Source organism: Pseudomonas sp. Ma2-10, assembly GCF_054330215.1.
The window spans coordinates 312,064-332,448 of record NZ_JBTEYL010000001.1; the positions used below are offsets into that span (position 1 = coordinate 312,064).

16 protein-coding genes and 2 pseudogenes are annotated in these 20,385 nt (G+C 56.7%); 11 read left to right on the top strand and 7 right to left on the bottom strand.

Annotated features, from left to right (window positions below; genetic code table 11):
• Positions 1-180: 180 nt before the first annotated feature.
• The 5 genes and pseudogenes from ACXPVS_RS01335 to ACXPVS_RS01355 all read right to left on the bottom strand — a co-directional run.
• Complete coding sequence (locus ACXPVS_RS01335; protein WP_458508306.1) at positions 181-957, bottom strand: ABC transporter substrate-binding protein; 777 nt, start codon at positions 955-957, stop codon at positions 181-183.
• Positions 958-1,169: 212 nt separating this feature from the next.
• Complete coding sequence (gene moaE, locus ACXPVS_RS01340) at positions 1,170-1,622, bottom strand: molybdopterin synthase catalytic subunit MoaE (protein ID WP_458508307.1); 453 nt, start codon at positions 1,620-1,622, stop codon at positions 1,170-1,172.
• Between the two features lie 3 nt (positions 1,623-1,625).
• A complete protein-coding gene (locus tag ACXPVS_RS01345; protein ID WP_458508308.1) occupies positions 1,626-1,868 on the bottom strand; it encodes a MoaD/ThiS family protein in 243 nt (80 codons plus the stop codon).
• Positions 1,865-2,338, bottom strand: coding sequence for a cyclic pyranopterin monophosphate synthase MoaC (moaC, locus tag ACXPVS_RS01350; protein WP_033061025.1), 474 nt, complete (start codon positions 2,336-2,338; stop codon positions 1,865-1,867). Before moaC ends, ACXPVS_RS01345 begins: the two co-directional genes overlap by 4 nt.
• Before the next feature lie 76 nt (positions 2,339-2,414).
• Positions 2,415-2,603, bottom strand: a pseudogene (locus ACXPVS_RS01355) (PhoH family protein); the annotation flags it as partial.
• 277 nt (positions 2,604-2,880) lie between these two features.
• On the opposite strand from ACXPVS_RS01355, the pseudogene ACXPVS_RS01360 reads away from it, so the two are divergent.
• Positions 2,881-3,153 (top strand): annotated as a pseudogene (locus ACXPVS_RS01360) (carbamoyltransferase C-terminal domain-containing protein); the annotation flags it as partial.
• A complete protein-coding gene (locus ACXPVS_RS01365; protein WP_458508309.1) occupies positions 3,150-4,373 on the top strand; it encodes an MFS transporter in 1,224 nt (407 codons plus the stop codon). The pseudogene ACXPVS_RS01360 and the gene ACXPVS_RS01365, both read left to right, overlap by 4 nt.
• Before the next feature lie 125 nt (positions 4,374-4,498).
• Here ACXPVS_RS01365 and ACXPVS_RS01370 read toward each other — a convergent pair whose 3' ends face one another.
• Both ACXPVS_RS01370 and ACXPVS_RS01375 read right to left on the bottom strand, forming a co-directional pair.
• Positions 4,499-5,893, bottom strand: coding sequence for a PhoH family protein (locus ACXPVS_RS01370; RefSeq protein ID WP_282479893.1), 1,395 nt, complete (start codon positions 5,891-5,893; stop codon positions 4,499-4,501).
• Between the two features lie 337 nt (positions 5,894-6,230).
• Complete coding sequence (locus ACXPVS_RS01375; RefSeq protein ID WP_458508310.1) at positions 6,231-7,355, bottom strand: polysaccharide deacetylase family protein; 1,125 nt, start codon at positions 7,353-7,355, stop codon at positions 6,231-6,233.
• A 150-nt stretch (positions 7,356-7,505) separates the two neighbouring features.
• On the opposite strand from ACXPVS_RS01375, the gene yaaA reads away from it, so the two are divergent.
• The 9 genes from yaaA (at position 7,506) to ACXPVS_RS01420 (ending at position 20,343) form a co-directional block, all read left to right on the top strand.
• Positions 7,506-8,285 carry a peroxide stress protein YaaA gene (gene yaaA / locus ACXPVS_RS01380; protein WP_458508311.1) on the top strand — a complete coding sequence of 260 codons (780 nt, stop codon included), beginning with the start codon at positions 7,506-7,508 and terminating at the stop codon, positions 8,283-8,285.
• Positions 8,286-9,091: 806 nt separating this feature from the next.
• Positions 9,092-10,408, top strand: coding sequence for a nucleotide sugar dehydrogenase (locus tag ACXPVS_RS01385; RefSeq protein ID WP_458508312.1), 1,317 nt, complete (start codon positions 9,092-9,094; stop codon positions 10,406-10,408).
• Positions 10,409-10,529: 121 nt separating this feature from the next.
• On the top strand, positions 10,530-12,011 hold the full coding sequence (gene alg8, locus ACXPVS_RS01390) for a mannuronan synthase (protein ID WP_458508313.1): 1,482 nt from the start codon (positions 10,530-10,532) through the stop codon (positions 12,009-12,011).
• A 35-nt stretch (positions 12,012-12,046) separates the two neighbouring features.
• Entirely contained in the window at positions 12,047-13,216 is a 1,170-nt protein-coding gene (locus ACXPVS_RS01395) for a PilZ domain-containing protein (RefSeq protein WP_458508314.1), read from the top strand.
• Positions 13,217-13,226: 10 nt separating this feature from the next.
• Positions 13,227-14,630: an alginate biosynthesis TPR repeat lipoprotein AlgK gene (gene algK, locus ACXPVS_RS01400; protein WP_458508315.1), complete on the top strand. Its 1,404-nt coding sequence runs from the start codon at positions 13,227-13,229 to the stop codon at positions 14,628-14,630.
• A complete protein-coding gene (locus tag ACXPVS_RS01405; protein ID WP_458508316.1) occupies positions 14,627-16,114 on the top strand; it encodes an alginate export family protein in 1,488 nt (495 codons plus the stop codon). Before algK ends, ACXPVS_RS01405 begins: the two co-directional genes overlap by 4 nt.
• 26 nt (positions 16,115-16,140) lie before the next feature.
• Positions 16,141-17,730, top strand: a complete 1,590-nt coding sequence (gene algG, locus ACXPVS_RS01410; RefSeq protein ID WP_458508317.1) for a mannuronan 5-epimerase AlgG — start codon at positions 16,141-16,143, stop codon at positions 17,728-17,730.
• 10 nt (positions 17,731-17,740) lie between these two features.
• Positions 17,741-19,201: an alginate O-acetyltransferase gene (locus tag ACXPVS_RS01415; RefSeq protein WP_458508318.1), complete on the top strand. Its 1,461-nt coding sequence runs from the start codon at positions 17,741-17,743 to the stop codon at positions 19,199-19,201.
• A gap of 11 nt (positions 19,202-19,212) precedes the next feature.
• On the top strand, positions 19,213-20,343 hold the full coding sequence (locus ACXPVS_RS01420) for a mannuronate-specific alginate lyase (RefSeq protein WP_458508319.1): 1,131 nt from the start codon (positions 19,213-19,215) through the stop codon (positions 20,341-20,343).
• Positions 20,344-20,385: the final 42 nt, after the last annotated feature.

The following is a 20,385-nucleotide window of genomic DNA, read 5'->3' on the forward strand; positions in this document are numbered from 1 at the left end:
TTCTAAATATCGATTGCCCAGAAGTCTACACGCTGGCCCTGACCTTTGAGAGTCCGGCGCGCACAGCGGGATATTGGGGAATAGACGACAAGCCGGTTAAGAAGGGATTAACTTTTACCCGTTTTTCAGCAATCGGAACCGCGCAGAGGCTTTCGTGAGAAAGCCCCCGCCAGCAACTGATCAATCGCCGTAGATATCAGACTTGAAGTACTTCTCTGAAATCTTCTGGTATTCGCCACTGGCGCGAATGCCGTCGATGGCCGTGTTCAGCTTGGCGACCAACTCGGTGTTGCCCTTGCGCACTGCAACCCCGGCGCCCTCGCCCACGTATTTCGGATCCTTGAGCTCCGGCCCGACAAAGGCATAACCCTTGCCACGCGGCATCGTCAGGAAGTCATTCAGCGGGATGGTGTCGGCAAAGATGGCATCCAGGCGACCGACAGCCAGATCCATGTAAATCTCTTCGTTGTTGCCGTAACGCTTGACGTTGATCCCCTTCGGTTCAAAAACCTCAGTGGCATAACGGTCAGTGGTGGTTGCGCGCTGCACGCCAACCGTCTTGCCCTTGAGGCTGGCGTACTGGTCATCCACTGCCGCGCCGTCCTTCATTACCAGACGCGATGAGGTGAAGTAATACTTGTGGGTGAAATCCACCGACTTCTTGCGGTCTTCATTGATGGTCATGGACGACAGCGCCATGTCGATTTTCTTCACTTTGAGGGAAGGAATCAGACCGTCGAACTCACCTTCGACCCAAACGCACTTGACCTTCATCTGCGCGCACAGGGCATTGCCGATGTCGTAGTCGAACCCGACAATCTCACCTTTATCGGTTTTGGACGCGAACGGTGGATAAGCCGCTTCGATGCCGATGCGTAGGGTTTTATCGGCGGCGAACAGGCTGCTGCACACCAAGAGACTCAGAGACAGGCCGGTGATGAGGGGGAACTTCTTCATGTTCGTTCTCTCGCGGGTTGTTGTTGGTTTGGAAAGACAGAAGAAAGAGCAGAAACGGGAAGCGCTTTATTGTACTTATAAATCCATACTGGACTTTTATGTATCGACCGTCAATCAGGACACCTGCTGTTCTGCCAGCCGATGGAGGGGAAGGGAATTTAGGGGCGTTGATCGCTCCCACGCAGGAGCGTGAGGCGATCTTTATCGGCTACTTACGGCTTCCAGCGATCCGCCGCCGCATGATCGCTGTCACGTCCTTCAACCCAACGCGACCCGTCAGAGGTGTTTTCTTTCTTCCAGAACGGCGCACGGGTTTTCAGGTAGTCCATGACAAAGGCGCAGGCATCGAACGCGGCCTGGCGGTGGGCGCTGGCGGCGCCGACGAAGACGATCGGCTCACCCGGCTCCAGGGCGCCGATGCGGTGCAGCACTTCCAGCCTGAGCAGCGGCCAGCGCTGCTTGGCCTCTGTGGCTATCTTGGCGAGGGCTTTTTCGGTCATGCCCGGGTAGTGCTCAAGGAACATCCCGGCGACGTCGAGTCCTTCATTGAAGTCGCGAACATAGCCGACAAAACTCACCACCGCACCGACGCCCACATTGGCGGCATGCATGGCGTTGACTTCAGCACCCGGATCGAACGCCGTCGATTGCACGCGAATCGCCATGGCTCAGCCTCCGGTCACGGTCGGGAAAAACGCCACTTCATCGCCATCGCTCACCGGCTCATCGAGTTGGCACAGGTCTTCGTTGCGGGCGCACATCAAGTTTTGCTCGCTCAACACTTCGGCACCGTCACGCAGGGCCAGCAGCGCACGCACATCGTCGACCGTGGCGAAATCACCTTCAACCTTCACCGAGTCCACGCCGAGCGCCTCACGGTAACGGGCAAAAAACTTCACGGTGACGTTCATGGTTGATCCGCCTGGAAATGGCCGCTCTTGCCACCGAGCTTCTCCAGAAGCCGCACGCTTTCGATAGTCATGCCGCGATCCACCGCTTTGCACATGTCATAGATAGTCAGCGCCGCAACGCTGGCGGCGGTCAGGGCTTCCATCTCTACGCCGGTCTGTCCGGACAACTTGCAGCGCGCGACAATGCGCACGGTGTCGTCGCCTTCGGCACTGAGCTCGACCTTGACGCCGGTGAGCAGCAGCGGATGGCACAGAGGGATCAAATCACTGGTTTTCTTCGCAGCCTGAATGCCCGCGATACGCGCCACGGCGAACACATCACCCTTGGGGTGACCGCCGCTGACGATCATCTGCAGGGTTTCGGGCAGCATGCGCACAAGCGCTTGGGCTGTTGCTTCACGGAACGTCACGGCTTTTTCAGTGACGTCGACCATATTGGCGCGACCTTGGGAATCGAGATGAGTCAGCACAGGGATACTCCTGATCAGGAGCCCCGATTGTAAACCTGTGGGTCAAAAATCCGCACGTTTGATTAACGGATCTCGACAGGGTTATGTGTTGGGCATAAAAACCGGGCGACCTGTGAGGCCGCCCGGAACGGGTCGCGGACAGGTTAGGGGGGTCGATCTGTGCCAGGTTACCCAGGCACACCACTTTGGAACCGACACCGACACCGACACCGGTGATGATGGTTTTCATCTGGTGCGGCGTGGGGTTCTGGCATTCATCGATCAGCGTCTATGTCTTCTGTCATGGTCAACATTCATCCGCGATTAGACAAGTCACCGAGCCCGATTCAGTAATCTAATGTTACTGAATCGACAATACTCCGAATGCCCCAGAAGCACTGCGCTCTATCAACGCTTGCGCAACAGACTGAATACTTGTCTAAAAAAATACCCAGTAGGAATTTGGCGTACGAATGACGGAACCACACCCAAAGAATAATCCTACAACCCAAATTATTGACCCTCCCTTTTAATACGACTAGTTTCGTCACCGAAGTAAAAACACAATTGACAAGCGACTTAAAGCCATTACTCAGGCTGATAGGACTGCCAGGGTCCAGACCGTCAGCCATCAGGAAAATGCCGACATGTATAATTTATTATCAGCATTCAAAAAAATATCCGGCGTTAGCGTCCTATGCATCACCTCATTAAATGTCAAAGGAAGGGGACTTATAAGCTCACTCATCAATTTTGAGATATTTTACCCAAACAACGAAGTATCTATGCGTGTAGTAGATCACGTAATGTATCGCACTAACCGGACAGAGCAGTGAGCCTTCCCGAAGTCAAAGGATACGGCTACTTATGCGGGATACGCCTCAGCAGTTCCGTCACACTGTGGGTCGACTTCGTTCTGATGTTTACGGTCCTGACATTTGAATTCGATGCATCTCCACAAACGCTGGGCTATGCAGCAGCGCTGTATGGACTTCCATTACTTTTGCTAGGGCCTGCTTTTGGATCTCTGGCTGACCACATGAGCCCTGTAAAATTTTTATTAATAAGTTTTTCACTCCGTTTTATCGTTGCTTGCCTATTATTTTCAGCACACTCTGAAGTTATGTTCCTAGCGCTTGTCTGTCTCAAAGGAATATCTAATCTGGGTTCCGGAGCAGCAGAAATAATTTTGACGAGAAAGCTTCTGGCCAACAAAGACCTCGTCAACAATATCTCACTGATCACCGTAATGGATCACTTAATCAAGGTCTGCTCACCTCTGGCCGCGGGTATTATTGCCAGCACAACAGACAAAGCATACGGGTTTTTAATCTCCGCTATTTTTTCGCTATTCGGTGTATTTTGCGTAATTTTTCTCTCTTTAAACAATCGACAGAAAAAAATACACGCGCCCGAAAAAAGATCATTTGGAAGCTTAAAAGCCTTGAAGGTGTTATTACGCAGTGGACCATCCACGCAATTATTCTTCATCTGCACACTCATTCAATCTGCCGTACTGGGATGTTACGATTCATTGCTGAGTCTATTTCTGAAAGGCATTGGTTTCGGTGCATATGCATTTGGAGCAATCGTTAGTGCTACGGCACTAGGAGGACTTTTAGCCGGCCTGAGCTTCAAAATAATTTACCCCAGCAGAATGTCTCTATGTTCAACGCTATCTCTACTAATGTTTGGTCTAATGGTAGCAATTGCCGGACTACTTCCATTGCCAGGAGACATTTCGGCACTGGCTACTTTGATATTTATTTTCTTCATCGCAGGCTGCGCCTATGGGCTTACATCTTTAGGGTTTGGCGTGACCCTGCAGAAATACTGCCCGTTATCTCATTTGGGGACAGTGTCAGCCACCGCACGCAGTTTAACGTTGTTATTTATGATCACAGGGCCGATTTTTGGTGCATGGCTATCGACACATATTTCAATCGGTGGCGTTTTTATCCTCTCTGGAGGTATCGCCGTATTTTTCGGTGCACTTCTACATCTTAAATATCGCGATGATTTCTCGTCAGAGGCAACTCGCATTTCAAATGAATGACACAGGCGTCTTGGGCTATGGCGTTACTGCGGTGGCACCATCGCAAACAGTCTCGCTTCCACAGGGTTACTCGCCGGGCACAAAAAACCGGGCGAATTTCAGGTCGCCCGGTTTTGGTCAAGCGTTTACAAATGCGATTCAGCGTATTCAGCCAGAATCGAACGTGGCACCCCTTGCAGGGTGATGTGCACACCGTTGGGGAAATCCTTGAAGCGTTCTGTCAGGTACGTCAGCCCGGAACTGGTCGCGGACAGGTAAGGGGTGTCGATTTGTGCCAGGTTACCCAGGCACACCACTTTGGAACCGGCGCCGGCACGGGTGATGATGGTTTTCATCTGGTGCGGCGTGAGGTTCTGGCATTCATCGATGAGGATCAGACTCTGCTGGAAGCTGCGGCCTCGAATGTAGTTGAGGGATTTGAACTGCAACGGCACTTTGCTGAGGATGTAATCGACACTGCCATGGGTGTTTTCGTCATCCATGTGCAAGGCTTCGAGGTTGTCGGTGATGGCGCCCAGCCAAGGCTCCATTTTTTCCGCTTCGGTGCCGGGCAGGAAACCGATCTCTTGGTCCAGGCCCTGCACGCTACGGGTCGCGATGATCCGGCGATAGCGTTTGCTGACCATGGTCTGCTCGATCGCCGCCGCCAGTGCGAGGATGGTTTTACCGGAACCCGCGGCCCCGGTCAGGTTGACCAGGTGGATATCCGGATCGAGCAAGGCGTACAGCGCCAGGCTTTGATAGATGTCACGCGGTTTCAGGCCCCAGGCTTCCTGGTGCAACAGGGGTTCCTGATGCAGGTCGAGAATCAGCAGCTTGTCTTCATCGATCTCCTTGATCCAGCCGACAAAGCCCTGTTCATCAATAATGAACTCGTTGACGTGCACCGCCGGCAGGTTGTCGATCAACTGCACTTGGTGCCAGGTGCGGCCATGATCCTGACGGGTGTCGACATTCCTCACACGGTCCCAGAAAGAGCCGGTCATGTTGTGATAACCGTTGGGCAGCAGCGACACGTCGTCAACCAGTTGGTCGGTGCTGTAGTCCTCGGCCGCAATCCCGCAAGCCCGGGCCTTGAGGCGCATGTTGATGTCTTTGGTGACCAGCACCACGGGCAGTTTTGGTTCGCGCGCGTGCAGGTCGATCAACTGGTTGATGATGATGTTGTCGTTCAGGTGCTCGGGCAGAATGATGTTCGGTTCGGCACGTTTGCTCATCAAAATTGATAGCAAACCCTTGGGCCCACTCTTGCCACGCTGGATCGGGACACCGAGTTCGACATCTTCAGGGCTGGCATCGCCCAAGGTCTTGTCGATCAGGCGAATCGCCTGACGGCATTCTGCAGCCACGCTGTGATGCCCGCTCTTGAGCTTGTCGAGCTCCTCAAGCACGGTCATCGGGATGGCAACGTGGTGTTCTTCGAAGTTAAGCAAGGCGTTTGGATCGTGAATCAGTACGTTGGTATCGAGTACATAAAGGATTGGCTGGTTGGAGGAAGAACTACGTCCGTGATCATCCATACTCGGTCACCTTTGTGGGAGCCAGTCGACGCAATACCGTGACAGTGCTGCGCCTCGAAGTGGCCACCGAATTCACCTGTTGGGACTCAAGTGAACTGCACACAAATTGGGGTCTTGGAAGACGCCACCTGTGTTGCAGGTTTCGGCGGTCTGTCTTCGTAATACTCCAAAACCTGTGACAGAAAAAAGTACTTTGACGTTTTTTTGAAGTTTATTTTTCAGAGTGACCAATAGCACTAGGCGGATTGCCATCATCCCGTTAAAGTCGGAAGTCGGCCTGCATCGAATGCCCGCCAAAAATCACTCATCACCCAATGTTTACGGCCTTTGGCCGTTTTCAGCGAAACGCGCCCTGACAGTCTTCCCAGCCGATTCCGCTTTGCGCCGTTTGCGTGATGAGCCAGGGCATCGCCGTTTTCAGCGCATCCTGCTTCACGTTGAAGTTGATCACCCCGTGACGCCACAACAACATCAGGCTCAACACCCGTTGCGCGCTCTGATTGGCTTTTAGCTTGCCGGCACCCTCCTGGGCATCGATATCCCACAGCGCCACCTGCAAACCCTGGGACTTGAAGAATCCTTCCGCGTCAGACCGACGCTGACCATCGGGCGGCCGAAACAATGGCACGTAGTTCTCGGGCAGTTTGTTTTTGACCAGTTCGACGCTGCGTCGTACCGAGTCCTGCCAGTCCTGCCAATGGCTGTGGGAGCGAAACTCCCAACCTTGCACGCCAATGCATTGCTTTGAGTACGTCGCTTGCAGGTTGGCCACCGAACGATCGGCCAGACGGGCCTGGATGTCCTTGCCGAGGACGAAGAACGTGCCACTCATGTTCCACTTGCGCAGGTATTCCGTGGCCCAGGCGGTGTTATCCGGCGTGGCATTGGCGGCACTGTCGAAGGTCAGCAAAAACAGCCGGTCATGCATCTGATCGCCGTTGCGCTCATAGTCGCCAAAACGCTCCACTTCGCTGCTGGTTTGCGGAAACAGCGCTGCCTTGCGCAATTGCTCGTCCAGGTACTGGGCGTGGAACAGTCGGCTCGGCTCGGCCCACTTTATGTAGTAGCTCTCATCGCTGACCTGAAACTTGGCGGCTTGCCGGCGCAGGGTGTCCATGTCCTCGACCAGGAAACAGAAGGACGCATCCTGATCACAACTCTGCTGGGCGTAGTTATAGTTGCTCAGCAGTCGCTGCCACATGCGCTGGCGCAGGTTGTTGATCGATTCCAGATTGACCGTGCGCAACCCAAGACGCTTGGCCAGGCTCACTTCATCCAGGGTTTCGCTGGCCAACAGGACGTGAGCGAACATGAGGATCTCGGCGCGTGACGCCACATCAAACAGGGTCGGGCTGTTGAGCTGTTCAGGCCAGGTGCTGCGATCAAGCGTCGCCACATCCCCCGGCGCCGCCATGGCACCGAAGCTCAACAGCCAGGCCGAAAATAGAAAAACGATACGCAATGGGATGTCTCCATAACAAAACCCGCGCGGCACTATATCGCGGGAAGATCAAAAGATCGCATGACACCACCGATCACCTATGACGCTCATAGCTGGAGTCAACACAGACAACCCCCTAGAATCGCCTCCACGATTAAAGGAGACGACTTCATGCTGATGGTGATTTCCCCCGCCAAGACCCTCGATTACGAAACACCCCCGGCGACCCAGCGCTTCACCCAGCCACAATACCTCGACCACTCTCAGGAGCTGATCCTGCAATTGCGCGAACTGGCCCCTGCGCAGATCAGCGAGTTGATGCACGTCTCCGACAAGATCGGCGGACTCAACGCCGCGCGTTTCGGCAGCTGGACGCCGGCGTTCACTCCGGAAAACGCCAAACAGGCACTGCTCGCCTTCAAGGGCGACGTCTACACCGGATTGAATGCTCAAACTTTCAGCGAGGCCGATTTCGATTACGCCCAGCAGCACTTGCGCATGTTGTCCGGCCTGTACGGCCTGCTGCGCCCACTGGACCTGATGCAGCCGTATCGACTGGAGATGGGCACCAAACTGGCGAATGCCCGTGGCAAGGACTTGTATGCCTTCTGGGGCACACGGATCAGCGAATGGCTGAACGAAGCCCTGGCCGATCAAGGCGATGACGTTCTGCTTAACCTGGCCTCCAACGAGTACTTCTCGGCGGTCAAACGCAACGCTCTGAACGCGCGCATCATCAATACCGAATTCAAGGATCTGAAGAACGGCCAGTACAAGATCATCAGCTTCTACGCGAAAAAGGCCCGAGGCATGATGAGTCGCTTCGTCATTGAAGAGCGCATCAACGACCCGCAAGCCCTCAAGCAATTCGACCTACAAGGTTATCGCTACAGTACCGAGCAGTCTAAACCGGACAACCTGGTGTTCCTGCGCGATCACGCACCCGAGTAAACACTTGGCTGGCGCACGCCTCATTAATGGGTCGTGCGTCACGTCCAATCGTCCAACAATTCCCGCCTGTTTCGTCATTTTACTGACGTCAAAAAACAATCAACTAATTTTCTAACTTTAGTTTCACTCGACTTCGCTGAAGTTTTTCAGTAGTGGCACTGCGTTTTTTTATCGGTAGTGGCACATAACTATCTAATCCGACCACAACCCTATGTATCAAGGGTGAAACAGGCGTTGCTATCAATATGAGAGCAGTGCCATCTTTTTCAATATTTCAAGAAACTTCAGAATTCGCGATGGGTGGACTGGAACTATGTCCAAATGCGTCGCTCATACCACCGGTAACCATTTTCTCTTAACTTGTACGAGATAACTTACGCAGAGAAGAGGCTCATGCAGCCAAGTTGTCACACTAACTTCTGCTGACTGGCCCCTGATCTGGGCAACACATAAAGGACAGGAGATAAGCATCATCAATATCCCCTACAAGGCCAAGGCTGCGCCCCTATAAACGTGCTCACCTGAGCACCAAACCGCTTGATTTACGGGCTTCTGGCCTGGCATCAAGCGCGTAAGACCTTTGCACGAATGTCTTCTGACTAGAAGATCAGCTGCATAACAGGGCTCGCCATAACAATAAAAGCCTAGTTGCGCGCACCTTGAGTGAACTTATTTAGACACTCGGAACTTACATGCCTGCACGCGGTATCGCGGCGCCGTTGAGACGCACTTCCGAGTGCACTATGACCGCTGAACACCATTAACTCCGGCCATGTAATGGCTTGATAAACACAGAGGTAATTGCGATGCGCATCAGCATATTTGGTTTGGGTTACGTCGGCGCAGTATGTGCCGGTTGCCTGTCTGCACGGGGCCATGACGTCGTTGGCGTCGATGTTGCCAAAGACAAAATCGATATGATCAACGCCGGTAAATCGCCGATTGTTGAACCGGGTCTGGGCGAGCTTCTGCACAAGGGTATCGAGACGGGCAAGTTGCGCGGCACGACCGACTTCGCCGAAGCAATTCGCGATACCGACCTGTCGATGATCTGCGTCGGCACGCCGAGCAAGAAGAACGGCGACCTGGAACTGAACTACATCGAAGCCGTGTGCCGCGAGATCGGTTTTGTCCTGCGAGACAAGACGACCCGTCACACCATCGTAGTTCGCAGCACCGTACTGCCAGGCACTGTGGCAAACGTAGTGATCCCGATCCTCGAAGACTGCTCCGGCAAGAAAGCCGGCGTCGACTTCGGCGTTGCAGTGAATCCAGAGTTCCTGCGTGAAAGCACTGCGATCGCCGATTACGATCTGCCGCCAATGACCGTCATCGGCGAGTTCGACAAGGCGTCGGGCGACGTTCTGCAATCGCTGTACGAAGAACTTGACGCTCCGATCATCCGCAAGGACATCGCAGTGGCCGAGATGATCAAGTACACCTGCAATGTGTGGCACGCCACCAAGGTGACCTTCGCCAACGAGATCGGCAACATCGCCAAGGCCGTCGGCGTCGATGGTCGCGACGTGATGGAAGTGGTCTGCCAGGACAAGACTCTGAACCTGTCCCAGTACTACATGCGCCCTGGTTTCGCGTTCGGCGGCTCCTGCCTGCCCAAAGACGTTCGCGCCCTGACCTACCGTGCCGGGTCCCTGGACGTGGAAGCGCCGCTGCTGAACTCGTTGATGCGCAGTAACGAGTCCCAAGTGCAGAACGCCTTCGACATCGTCACCAGCCACGGCAAACGCAAAGTCGCCCTGCTGGGTCTGAGCTTCAAGGCCGGTACTGACGACCTGCGCGAAAGCCCGCTGGTTGATCTGGCGGAAATGCTGATTGGCAAAGGCTACGACCTGAGCATCTACGACACCAACGTCGAATACGCCCGTGTCCACGGTGCGAACAAGGATTACATCGAGTCGAAGATTCCTCACGTCTCATCCTTGCTCAACGCCGATTTCGACGACGTGATCAACAACTCCGACGTGATCATCCTCGGCAACCGTGACGAGAAGTTCCGCGCGCTGGCGCAACACGCTCCACACGGCAAGCAAGTGATCGACCTGGTCGGTTTCATGTCCCAAGCCACCAACGTGAGTGGCCGGACTGAAGGCATCTGCTGGTAACAAGCGGCTTGGGGAGGGTTTGCAGGGCTCACAAATCCCGCAACCCTCCCGGCTTTTTCGCCTGCCTTAACCCCATCGGGCCACCCCACAGGCTCGCCCGAGATAGAGACGGATGCAGATTATGCACAGGCTAAAGCACGGCCTACTTCAGGTCGCCGGTTGGCTGTTTTACCTCAGTTTATTGATGGGCATCGCCATGGCGTTGCCTGCGTCCACGTTCGACTCCGAGTCGAATGACTTCATCTTGCTGATCGGTATCGTCGGTATCTGGCGCTACTCGATGGGTGCTACGCACTTTCTGCGCGGCATGCTGTTTCTGTACGTGGTCTACCCGCACCTGCGGCGCAAAGTGCGCAAGCTGGGTAAAGCGGCAGACCCCTCCCATGTGTTTCTGATGGTCACCAGTTTTCGTATCGATGCGCTGACCACCGCCCAGGTCTACGCCTCGGTGATTCGCGAAGCGATCGACTGCGGCCTGCCGACCACCATGGTCTGCTCCATCGTGGAAATGTCCGATGAGAAGCTGGTGAAAAGCCTTTGGGCCAAAATGAACCCACCGGCTCGCGTCAAGCTCGACTTCGTGCGCATTCCCGGCACCGGCAAGCGCGATGGCCTGGCCTACGGTTTCCGCGCCATCTCCCGCCACTTGCCGGACGACCGAGCAGTGGTTGCAGTGATCGATGGCGACACCGTGCTCGCCGAAGGCGTCGTGCTCAAGACCGTGCCGTGGTTTCAGCTGTTCGGCAATGTCGGCGGCCTGACCACCAACGAGTTCTGCGAAGTGCGCGGCGGCTACATCATGAGCGAGTGGCACAAACTGCGGTTCGCCCAGCGCCACATCAACATGTGCTCGATGGCGCTGTCCAAGCGCGTGCTGACCATGACCGGACGGATGTCGGTATTCCGCGCCACTGTGGTGACCGATCCGGACTTCATCGCCGACGTGGAAAGCGACTCACTGCAACACTGGCGCCTGGGCCGCTTCAAGTTCCTCACCGGTGATGACAAGTCGAGCTGGTTCAGCTTGATGCGCCTGGGCTACGACACGTTCTACGTACCGGACGCCGCGATCCACACCGTGGAACACCCGCCAGAAAAAAGCTTCATCAAGGCCAGCCGCAAACTGATGTTCCGCTGGTACGGCAACAACCTGCGGCAGAACTCCCGCGCCTTGGGCCTGGGGATGAAACGTCTCGGCCTGTTCACTTCGGTGGTGCTGTTCGACCAGCGTGTGTCGATGTGGACGTCACTGCTGGGCCTGACCGTCGCGCTCATCGCCACCTTCAAGTACGGCGCCGCGTTCATCCTGGTTTACCTGCTGTGGATCGGCATTACCCGCCTGATCCTGACCGTGCTGCTGTCTTTGTCCGGTCACACGATCGGCCCGGCCTACCCGGCGATTCTCTATTACAACCAGATCGTCGGCGCGCTGGTGAAGATCTACGTGTTCTTCCGCCTCGACCAACAATCCTGGACTCGCCAGGACACCAAATTGACCCGTGATCTCGCCAGCTTTCAACGTTGGTTCAACACTTGGTCGTCTCGGACCATGACCTTCTCCGCCGGCAGCATCTTTGTTGCCGTGCTGCTGATGATGGTCTGACCGAACTCGCCTGAATTAACTAGGAAATCGCCCATATGAATACCGCCGTCAACGCCAACGTAGTGCATGAATCAGAAGCTCAGCGCCAACACGCCCGGGTGAAAATCCCGGCCAAGCTGCGTTTCTACGGTCCTGACCGGACCCCGGTAGAAGCTCGGGTCATCGACCTCTCCGCTGGCGGCCTGGCTTTCAACGCCGGTCAGCAGCCACTGAAGATCGGCGACGTGTACAAGGCTCGCCTGCAGTTCGTCATCGATAACCTCGGCCTGGCCATGGACGTCGAGTTACTGGTGCGCTCCCACGAGCGCGAAACCGGTCGTACCGGTTGCCAGTTTCAGAACCTCGAATCTCAGGACATTTCCACCCTGCGCCACCTCATCACTTCTCACCTGGCAGGCGACATCGTCACCATGGGTGAAGTGCTGGCCACCCTGCAACGCGACAACTTCACCAAGGCCCGCAAGGTCAAGGATGGCGGCCACGGCATGACCCCGTTCGGTCGTCTGCGTGCAGTGACTTTCAGCTTCGCGATTTTCCTCGTCGGCCTGACGGCATTCGGCTTCATCTTCAAGTCGGTGTACGGCATGTACTTCGTCAGCCACGCCCAGGCCGGTCTGGTCAGCGTGGCGGGCATGAACATCACCATGCCGCGCGACGGCACGGTACAGAGCCTGATCAAAACCGACGGCATTGCGGCCAAAGGCGCCCCGCTGGCGACGTTCAGCACCAGCATGCTCGACGTACTCAAGGGCCATCTGGACGAAGACCAACTGCAACCGGCCAAGGTTGAAGAACTGTTCGGCAAGCAAATGACCGGCACCCTGACGTCGCCGTGCGATTGCACCGTGGCGCAGCAAATGGTCGCCGACGGTCAGTACGCCAGCAAGGGCGACGTGATCTTCCAACTGGTGCCGCGCAACAGCGAAGCCAACGTTGAAGCGCGCTTCTCCTATCGCCAGTTCAGCGACGTGCTGCCAGGCAGCTCGGTCAGCTTCCAGATCGCAGGCGAAGACAAAATCCGCTCCGGCACGATCAGCAGCAGCACCAGCCTGAAAAGCGCCGACCTGTCGTCCGACATCCGCGTGCAGATCAAGCCTGACGAGCCGCTGGACAGCAAATTCGCCGGCCGCCCGGTTGAAGTCAACGCCACTCGTGGTCCGAACCTGAACTGGCTGATCGACAAAGCCATGGCCGCCGGTCGTTAAAACAGAGGACATGCCCGTGACTAGCCCACTCAGAATCCTGCCGGTCCCGCTGACTCTGGCCATGGCAATCGCCCTGACCGGATGCGCCGGCCTGCCCGACCAGCGCCTGGCCAACGAAGCCCTCAAGCGCGGTGATACCACGCTGGCGGCGCAGAATTACCAGCAACTGGCAGACCTGGGCTACAGCGAAGCACAGGTTGGCCTCGCCGATATCCAGGTCGACAGCCGTGACCCGGCGCAGATCAAGAAAGCCGAGGCAACGTATCGCGCCGCGGCCAGCGTATCGTCGCGAGCGCAGGCTCGCCTGGGTCGTCTGCTGGTGGCCAAACCCGGTTCCACCGAAGCCGAACAGCACGAAGCCGAAGGCCTGTTGAAAAAAGCCTCGGTCGCTGGCGAAGGCAATACCCTGATTCCGCTGGCGATGTTGTACCTGCAATACCCGCACAGTTTCCCGAACATCAACGCGCAACAGCAGATCAGCCAATGGCGCAGCGAAGGCAAGCCCGAAGCGGGCCTGGCCCAAGTGCTGCTCTATCGCACCCTGGGCACTTACGACCAGCATCTGGACGAAGTGGAAACGATCTGCAAAGCCGCGTTGAACACCACTGACATCTGCTACGTCGAACTGGCCACGGTCTATCAGAAAAAAGCCCAGCCAGAGAAACAGGCCGAGCTGATCAAGCAAATGCAAGCCGCTCAGGCTCGCGGCACAATTTCCGCGCAGCGGGTGGACAGCGTGGCTCGCGTACTGGGCGATGCATCCCTGGGCAAGACCGATGAGAAAACCGCTCAATCGCTGCTCGAAGGCATCGCTCCTGCCTACCCTGCTTCCTGGGTCAGCCTGGCGCAATTGCTCTACGACTTCCCCGAACTGGCTGACGTCGACACGATGATGAAGTACCTGGATAACGGCCGCGCTGCCGACCAGCCGCGCGCCGAACTGTTGCTGGGCAAGCTCTACTACGAAGGCAAAATGGTGCTGGTCGACGCGAAGGTCGCCGAAGAACACTTCAAGAAAGCCGTCGGCAGAGAAGTGGCCGCCGATTACTACCTCGGCCAGATCTACCGTCGCGGTTACCTGGGCAAGGTCTATTCGCAAAAAGCGCTGGATCACCTGCTCAAGGCTGCGCGTAACGGCCAGAACAGCGCCGACTTCGCGATTGCCCAACTGTTCTCCCAAGGCAAGGGCACCCGGCCCGACCCGCTTAACGCTTATGTCTTCAGCCAATTGGCCAAGGCCCAGAACACCCCGCAAGCCACCGAGCTTGCGCAAACACTCCAAGCCCAACTGCCGCCAGCCCAGATCAAAGAGGCCCAACGCCTGTTGAAACAAGAACAGGCCGTTCGTGGTGCCTTGAGCCAGAACACGCTGCAACTGCACGCACTGGAAGAAGACGGCGAGGAATCCCTATGAAGTTGAATCCATTCGTTAAGGCCGGTATTGGCCTGTCATTCGCCCTGCTGTGGTCGTGCCCGACCCTGGCGGCCCTGACTGAAAGCAAGAACTTCGGCCTTGACGTGAAAGTCACCGCCCAGTCCGAAGGCGACACCGACCTGGGCACGCAGAGCGGCGGAGACGTCAACGGCGTCGGCCTCGACTTGCGCCCATGGATTTATGGCGAGAGCGGCGCGTGGAGCGGCTACGCCATGGGTCAGGCCGTGACGTCCACCGACATCATCGAGACGGACACCCTGCAACAGTCCGACAGCGACGGCACTCAGACCACCGACAACGGTGATCGCAAGAGCAAGAAAAACTACCTGGCGATGCGTGAGTTCTGGGTCGGCTACAGCGGCCTTACGCCCTACCCCGGCGAGATGCTCAAGCTCGGCCGCCAGCGTCTGCGTAATGACGATGGTCAATGGCGCGACACCAACATCGAAGCCCTGAACTGGACCTTCGACACCACCCTGTTGCGCGCCAACGCCGGTGTTGCCGAGCGCTTCAGCGAGTACCGCACCGACCTCACAGAACTCGCGCCCAAGGACAAGGATCGCCTGCACGCTTACGCCGATGCGGCGTACCAGTGGAACCCGGGCAACTGGGTCGGCATTCGCGGTCATCACACCCACGATGACGGCAAGCTCGATACCGCGCAGCCAGGTGTCCCCGCCGACTCTCTGGACAAGAAAGAGAATGGCGATATCAGCTGGCTCGGCCTTACTGCCGACAGCGATGCCTATAACTGGCGCAACACCAACACCGTCAACTACTGGGGCAGCGTCACCGGCATGAGCGGCGACCGCGACAAGGTCAACCCGCTCAACGCCGATGGCACCACACCAGCACACGCCAAAACCAGTGGCAATGTAGATGGCTGGGCCACTGACCTGGGCGTGCGTCTGCGCCTCGATCCGCAATGGCAAGTCGGTGCAGCCTATGCCCGTGCCAGCGCCGATTACGAACAGAACGGCCTGGAAAGCAACCGTTCGAACTACACCGGTACTCGCTCGCGGGTTCACCGTTTCGGCGAAGCCTTCCGTGGCGAAATGAACAACATGCAAAGCGCGACGTTGTTCGGTTCGTGGATGCTCAACGACGAATACGACGCCAGCGTGATCTACCACAAATTCTGGCGCGTCGACGGTAACAAGCCGGTCGGCAGCAACGGCATCAACGCCGTCCAGAACAACACCGACGACGCCACCGGCGCCATTCTTTCCAGCACGTCTCTGCCGTTGGAAGATGGTAACAAAGACCTCGGTCAGGAATTGGACGTGGTCGTCACCAAGTACTTCAAGCAAGGCCTGCTGCCCGCAGCCTTGAGCCAATCGATCGATGAGCCTTCGGCCCTGGTGCGTTTGCGTGGCGGCGTGTTCAAGCCCGGCGATGCCTATGGCAAAGGCGTCGACTCGTACATGCACCGCGCGTTTGTCGACGTGATCTGGCGCTTCTGATGCGAACCGCTAAGGGAGTTCCCGACATGACCAGTCCAAAGAGAGGCTCGATAACCGTGCTGGCCGGCGCGATGTTACTGGCCAGCACGGCAGCCTTCGCCACTGTGGAGCCGGCCTCGCCGGTTCAAAAAGTCCAGCCGGTGACCATCGCGAAAGGGTTGCAACAGGCCAAGACCTACACCGTCAGCAGTGCACCGACCGCGCCGCTGGAGTTGGCCAAGCCGAAACTGCCGGACACCTCCGGCTACACCGCCGAAGCCATCGCCGCGAAAATCGTGCGCACCAAGGCCGGCAAAATCAGCGTGCGCCGGATGATGCAGGAAAACGCCCTGAAGGACTTCATCGGCGGCGATAACAAGATGGCCGAATGGGTCGTGCGTCAGCACGGTATCCCACAGGCGATTTTCATCGACGACGGCTACATGAACCTCAAGGACCTGGCCAAGAAATTGCCCAAGCAGTACTTCAGCGAAACCTCGCCGGGTGTGTTCCTGGCGAAGCTGCCGATCGTGGTGGGTGAAAAAGGCATCCTGGAAATCGACAAGCAGACCCAGGAACTGCGCCTGTCCCAAGAGGCCGGTTCGTTCCTGGTCAACGACGGCCAGCTATTCGTGCGCGATACCAAAATCACTGGCTGGAGCGAGAAGGCAAACGGCCCGGCGGCCTTCAAGTCGCCCAAGGAGTTCCGTCCGTTCCTGCTGTCCTGGGGCGGCACCGAGACCTACATCGCCAACAGCAAGATCGCCAGTTTCGGCTACGCCAACAGTAAGTCCTACGGCGTAAGTATTTCTCAGTACACGCCAAACATGGCCAAAGTGATGAAGCGCCCTGAACCGAGCGGCTGGATCGTCGGCTCGGAGTTCTCGGACATGTGGTACGGCTTCTACTGCTACGAAACCCGCGACTTTGTGGTCAAGGGCAACACCTACAAAGACAACATCGTTTACGGCATTGACCCGCATGACCGTTCCCACGGTCTGATCATCGCCGACAACACGGTTTTCGGGACCAAGAAAAAACACGGGATCATTATTTCCCGTGAGGTCAACGACAGCTTCATCTTCAACAACCGCAGCTATGACAACAAGTTGTCTGGCTTGGTGATCGACCGTAACAGCGTCAACAACATCATCGCCTACAACGAGATTTACAAAAACCATACCGACGGCATCACCCTCTACGAGAGTGCGGACAATCTGATTTACGGCAACAAGGTGATCAGTAACCGTCGTCACGGTATTCGTATTCGTAACAGTGTGAACATCCGACTCTACGAAAACCTGTCCATGGCCAACGGCCTGACCGGCGTCTACGGCCACATCAAAGACCTGAGCGACACCGACCGTGACATCAAGCTCGACCCGTTCGATGCCCAGGTGTCGCTGATCATCGTGGGTGGCGAACTGGCGGGCAACGGCAGCGGCCCGCTGTCCATCGACTCACCCCTGAGCGTCGAACTGTATCGCGTGTCCATGCTCGCCCCGACCAAGTCCAGCGGCATCAGCTTCAACGGGATTCTCGGCGAGCGTCAGGATGAAATTCTCGACCTGTTGGTGCGCCAGCAGAAAGCCGTGCTGATCGACCCTGTCGAACGCCAGACCGAAATGCAGGACTGAGGATAATTTTATGCACTCACACTTGATCAAATTACTCAGCCTGTCGGCCCTGACCGCCGGCATTCTCGCGGCCAGCGGCGGCGTTCGTGCGAACGAAGCTGCAAGTAACATTAGTCCGCCAACATTCAGCGCCGAACCGTGCTGCAACCTCTGCCCCGAAGCCCATGACGCGAAGAACTACACCACGCGTTACCAGCAGAACTTCACCACGCTGGTGCAGGCTCAGGGCGATTGGCTGTTCCGTACGCAAGAAGACTTGCGCACTGAGTTCGACACCACCCCGGCCGGCTACAAACGCATGAAAGAATTGCACGATGCGTTCAAGAGCAAAGGCGTGGAACTGGTCGTGGTTTACCAGCCGACCCGTGGCCTGGTGAACCGCAACAAGCTCAACCCGCAAGACAAGGCCTCATTCGATTTCGACAAGGCCTTGAGGAATTACAAGACCATGCTCGGCCGTTTCGAGCAGATGGGCTACACCGTACCGGACCTGTCGCCGCTGACCAACGAATCACTGCCCGACACCCTGCCCGCTCACGACTTCTACTTCCGTGGCGACCAGCACTGGACGCCGTATGGCGCTCAGCGCACAGCGAAAATCGTCGGCGAAAAAGTCAAGCAACTGCCTGAATTCGCTGACATTCCGAAGCGCGAGTTCGAGAGCCATAAGTCGGGTCGCATGGGCAAGACCGGAACATTGCACAACATGGCCGGTCAACTCTGTGGCACCAGCTACGCGGTCCAGTACATGGATCAATTCACTACCGAGCCCAAAGGCGAAGCCGCGGATGGCGACCTGTTCGGTGATTCCGCAAATCCGGAGATCACGTTGGTCGGCACCAGCCACAGTGGCAAAAACTACAACTTCGCCGGCTTCCTCCAAGAGGCCATCAGCGCCGACATCCTCAACGTGTCGTTCCCCGGCGGTGGCCTGGAAGGTTCGATGCTGCAGTACCTGGGCAGCGAAGAGTTCCAGACCAATCCGCCGAAGATTCTGATCTGGGAATTCTCGCCGCTCTACCGCCTCAACCAGGAAACCATCTACCGCCAGATGATGGCGTTGCTGGACAACGGTTGCGAAGGAAAGGATGCACAGATGACCAGCAGCACCACGTTGAAACCGGGCAAGAACGAATTGATGGTCAACAGCAAGAACCTGAACCTGCAAAACAGCAACCATCAGGTCGATATCCGCTTCGCCGATCCGTCGGTGAAAACTCTGCAAGCCACCCTCTGGTACATGAACGGTCGCCACGAGGACATCAAGATCGACAAACCGGAAACCTCCGACACCGACGGGCGTTTCGCCTTTGAGTTGCGCACGGACGAAGACTGGGCCTCGCAGAATCTGCTGGCCGTCGAAGTCCAGGGCCCTGAAGCAGGTGCCGCGCCACAGAAAGTCGAAGCGAAAATCTGCAAACGCAATGTATTCCCTGGCACTGGGCAGCGTACGGCTCAGACCGGGCAATGAGGCAACCTCTTATGACATGCATGCAAACCCGAACTTTGAAAAGACTGATCGCGCCCTCCCTGCTGACGCTGGCGATGTTCGCCGGAGCCACTCAGGCCGCCGCGCCCTTGCGTCCGCCCCAGGGTTACTTCGCGCCGATTGAAAAAGTCAAAACCGGCGACAAGAGCAAAGGCTGTGATGCGATGCCAACGCCATACACCGGTCCTCTGCAATTTCGCAGCAAATATGAAGGTTCCGACAAGGCCCGTTCGACCCTGAACAAGGCATCGGAAAAAGCCTTCCGTGACACCACGGCCGACATCACCAAGATTGAGCGCGGCACCAGCAAGCGCGTGATGCAGTACATGCGTGACGGTCGTCCGGAACAGCTGGAATGCACCCTGAATTGGTTGACCGCCTGGGCCAAGGCCGATGCGTTGATGTCCAAGGACTTCAACCACACCGGCAAGTCCATGCGCAAATGGGCGTTGGGCAGCATGGCGTCGTCTTATATCCGCCTGAAGTTCTCCGACTCGCATCCGTTGGCAAACCACCCGCAAGAGTCGCAGTTGATTGAGGCCTGGTTCAGCAAAATGGCTGATCAGGTGGTCAGCGATTGGGACAACCTGCCGCTGGAAAAAACCAACAACCACTCGTACTGGTCCGCCTGGTCGGTGATGGCAACGTCCATCGCCACCAACCGCCGCGACCTGTTCGACTGGTCGGTGAAGGAATTCAAGGTCGGCGCCAATCAAATCGACGCCCAGGGCTTCCTGCCCAACGAACTCAAGCGCCAGCAACGCGCCCTCGCCTACCACAACTACGCCCTGCCGCCGCTCGCGATGATCGCCAGTTACGCTCAGGTCAACGGTGTGGACTTGCGTCAGGAAAACAACGGCGCCTTGAAACGCCTGGGTGATCGAGTGCTCGCGGGTGTCAAAGACCCGAGCAGCTTCGAGAACAAGAACGGTAAGGAACAGGACATGACCGACCTGAAAATCGACTCGAAATTCGCCTGGCTCGAACCGTTCTGCTCGCTCTACACCTGCTCGCCGGATGTGCTTGAGAAAAAGCACGAGATGCAGCCGTTCAAAACCTTTCGCCTCGGTGGTGACTTGACCAAGGTCTACGACCCGGCAAATGAGAAGGGCAAAGGGTCCTAGGACTAACGCCAATTCCCTGTGGAAGGGAGCGAGCAATCTCGC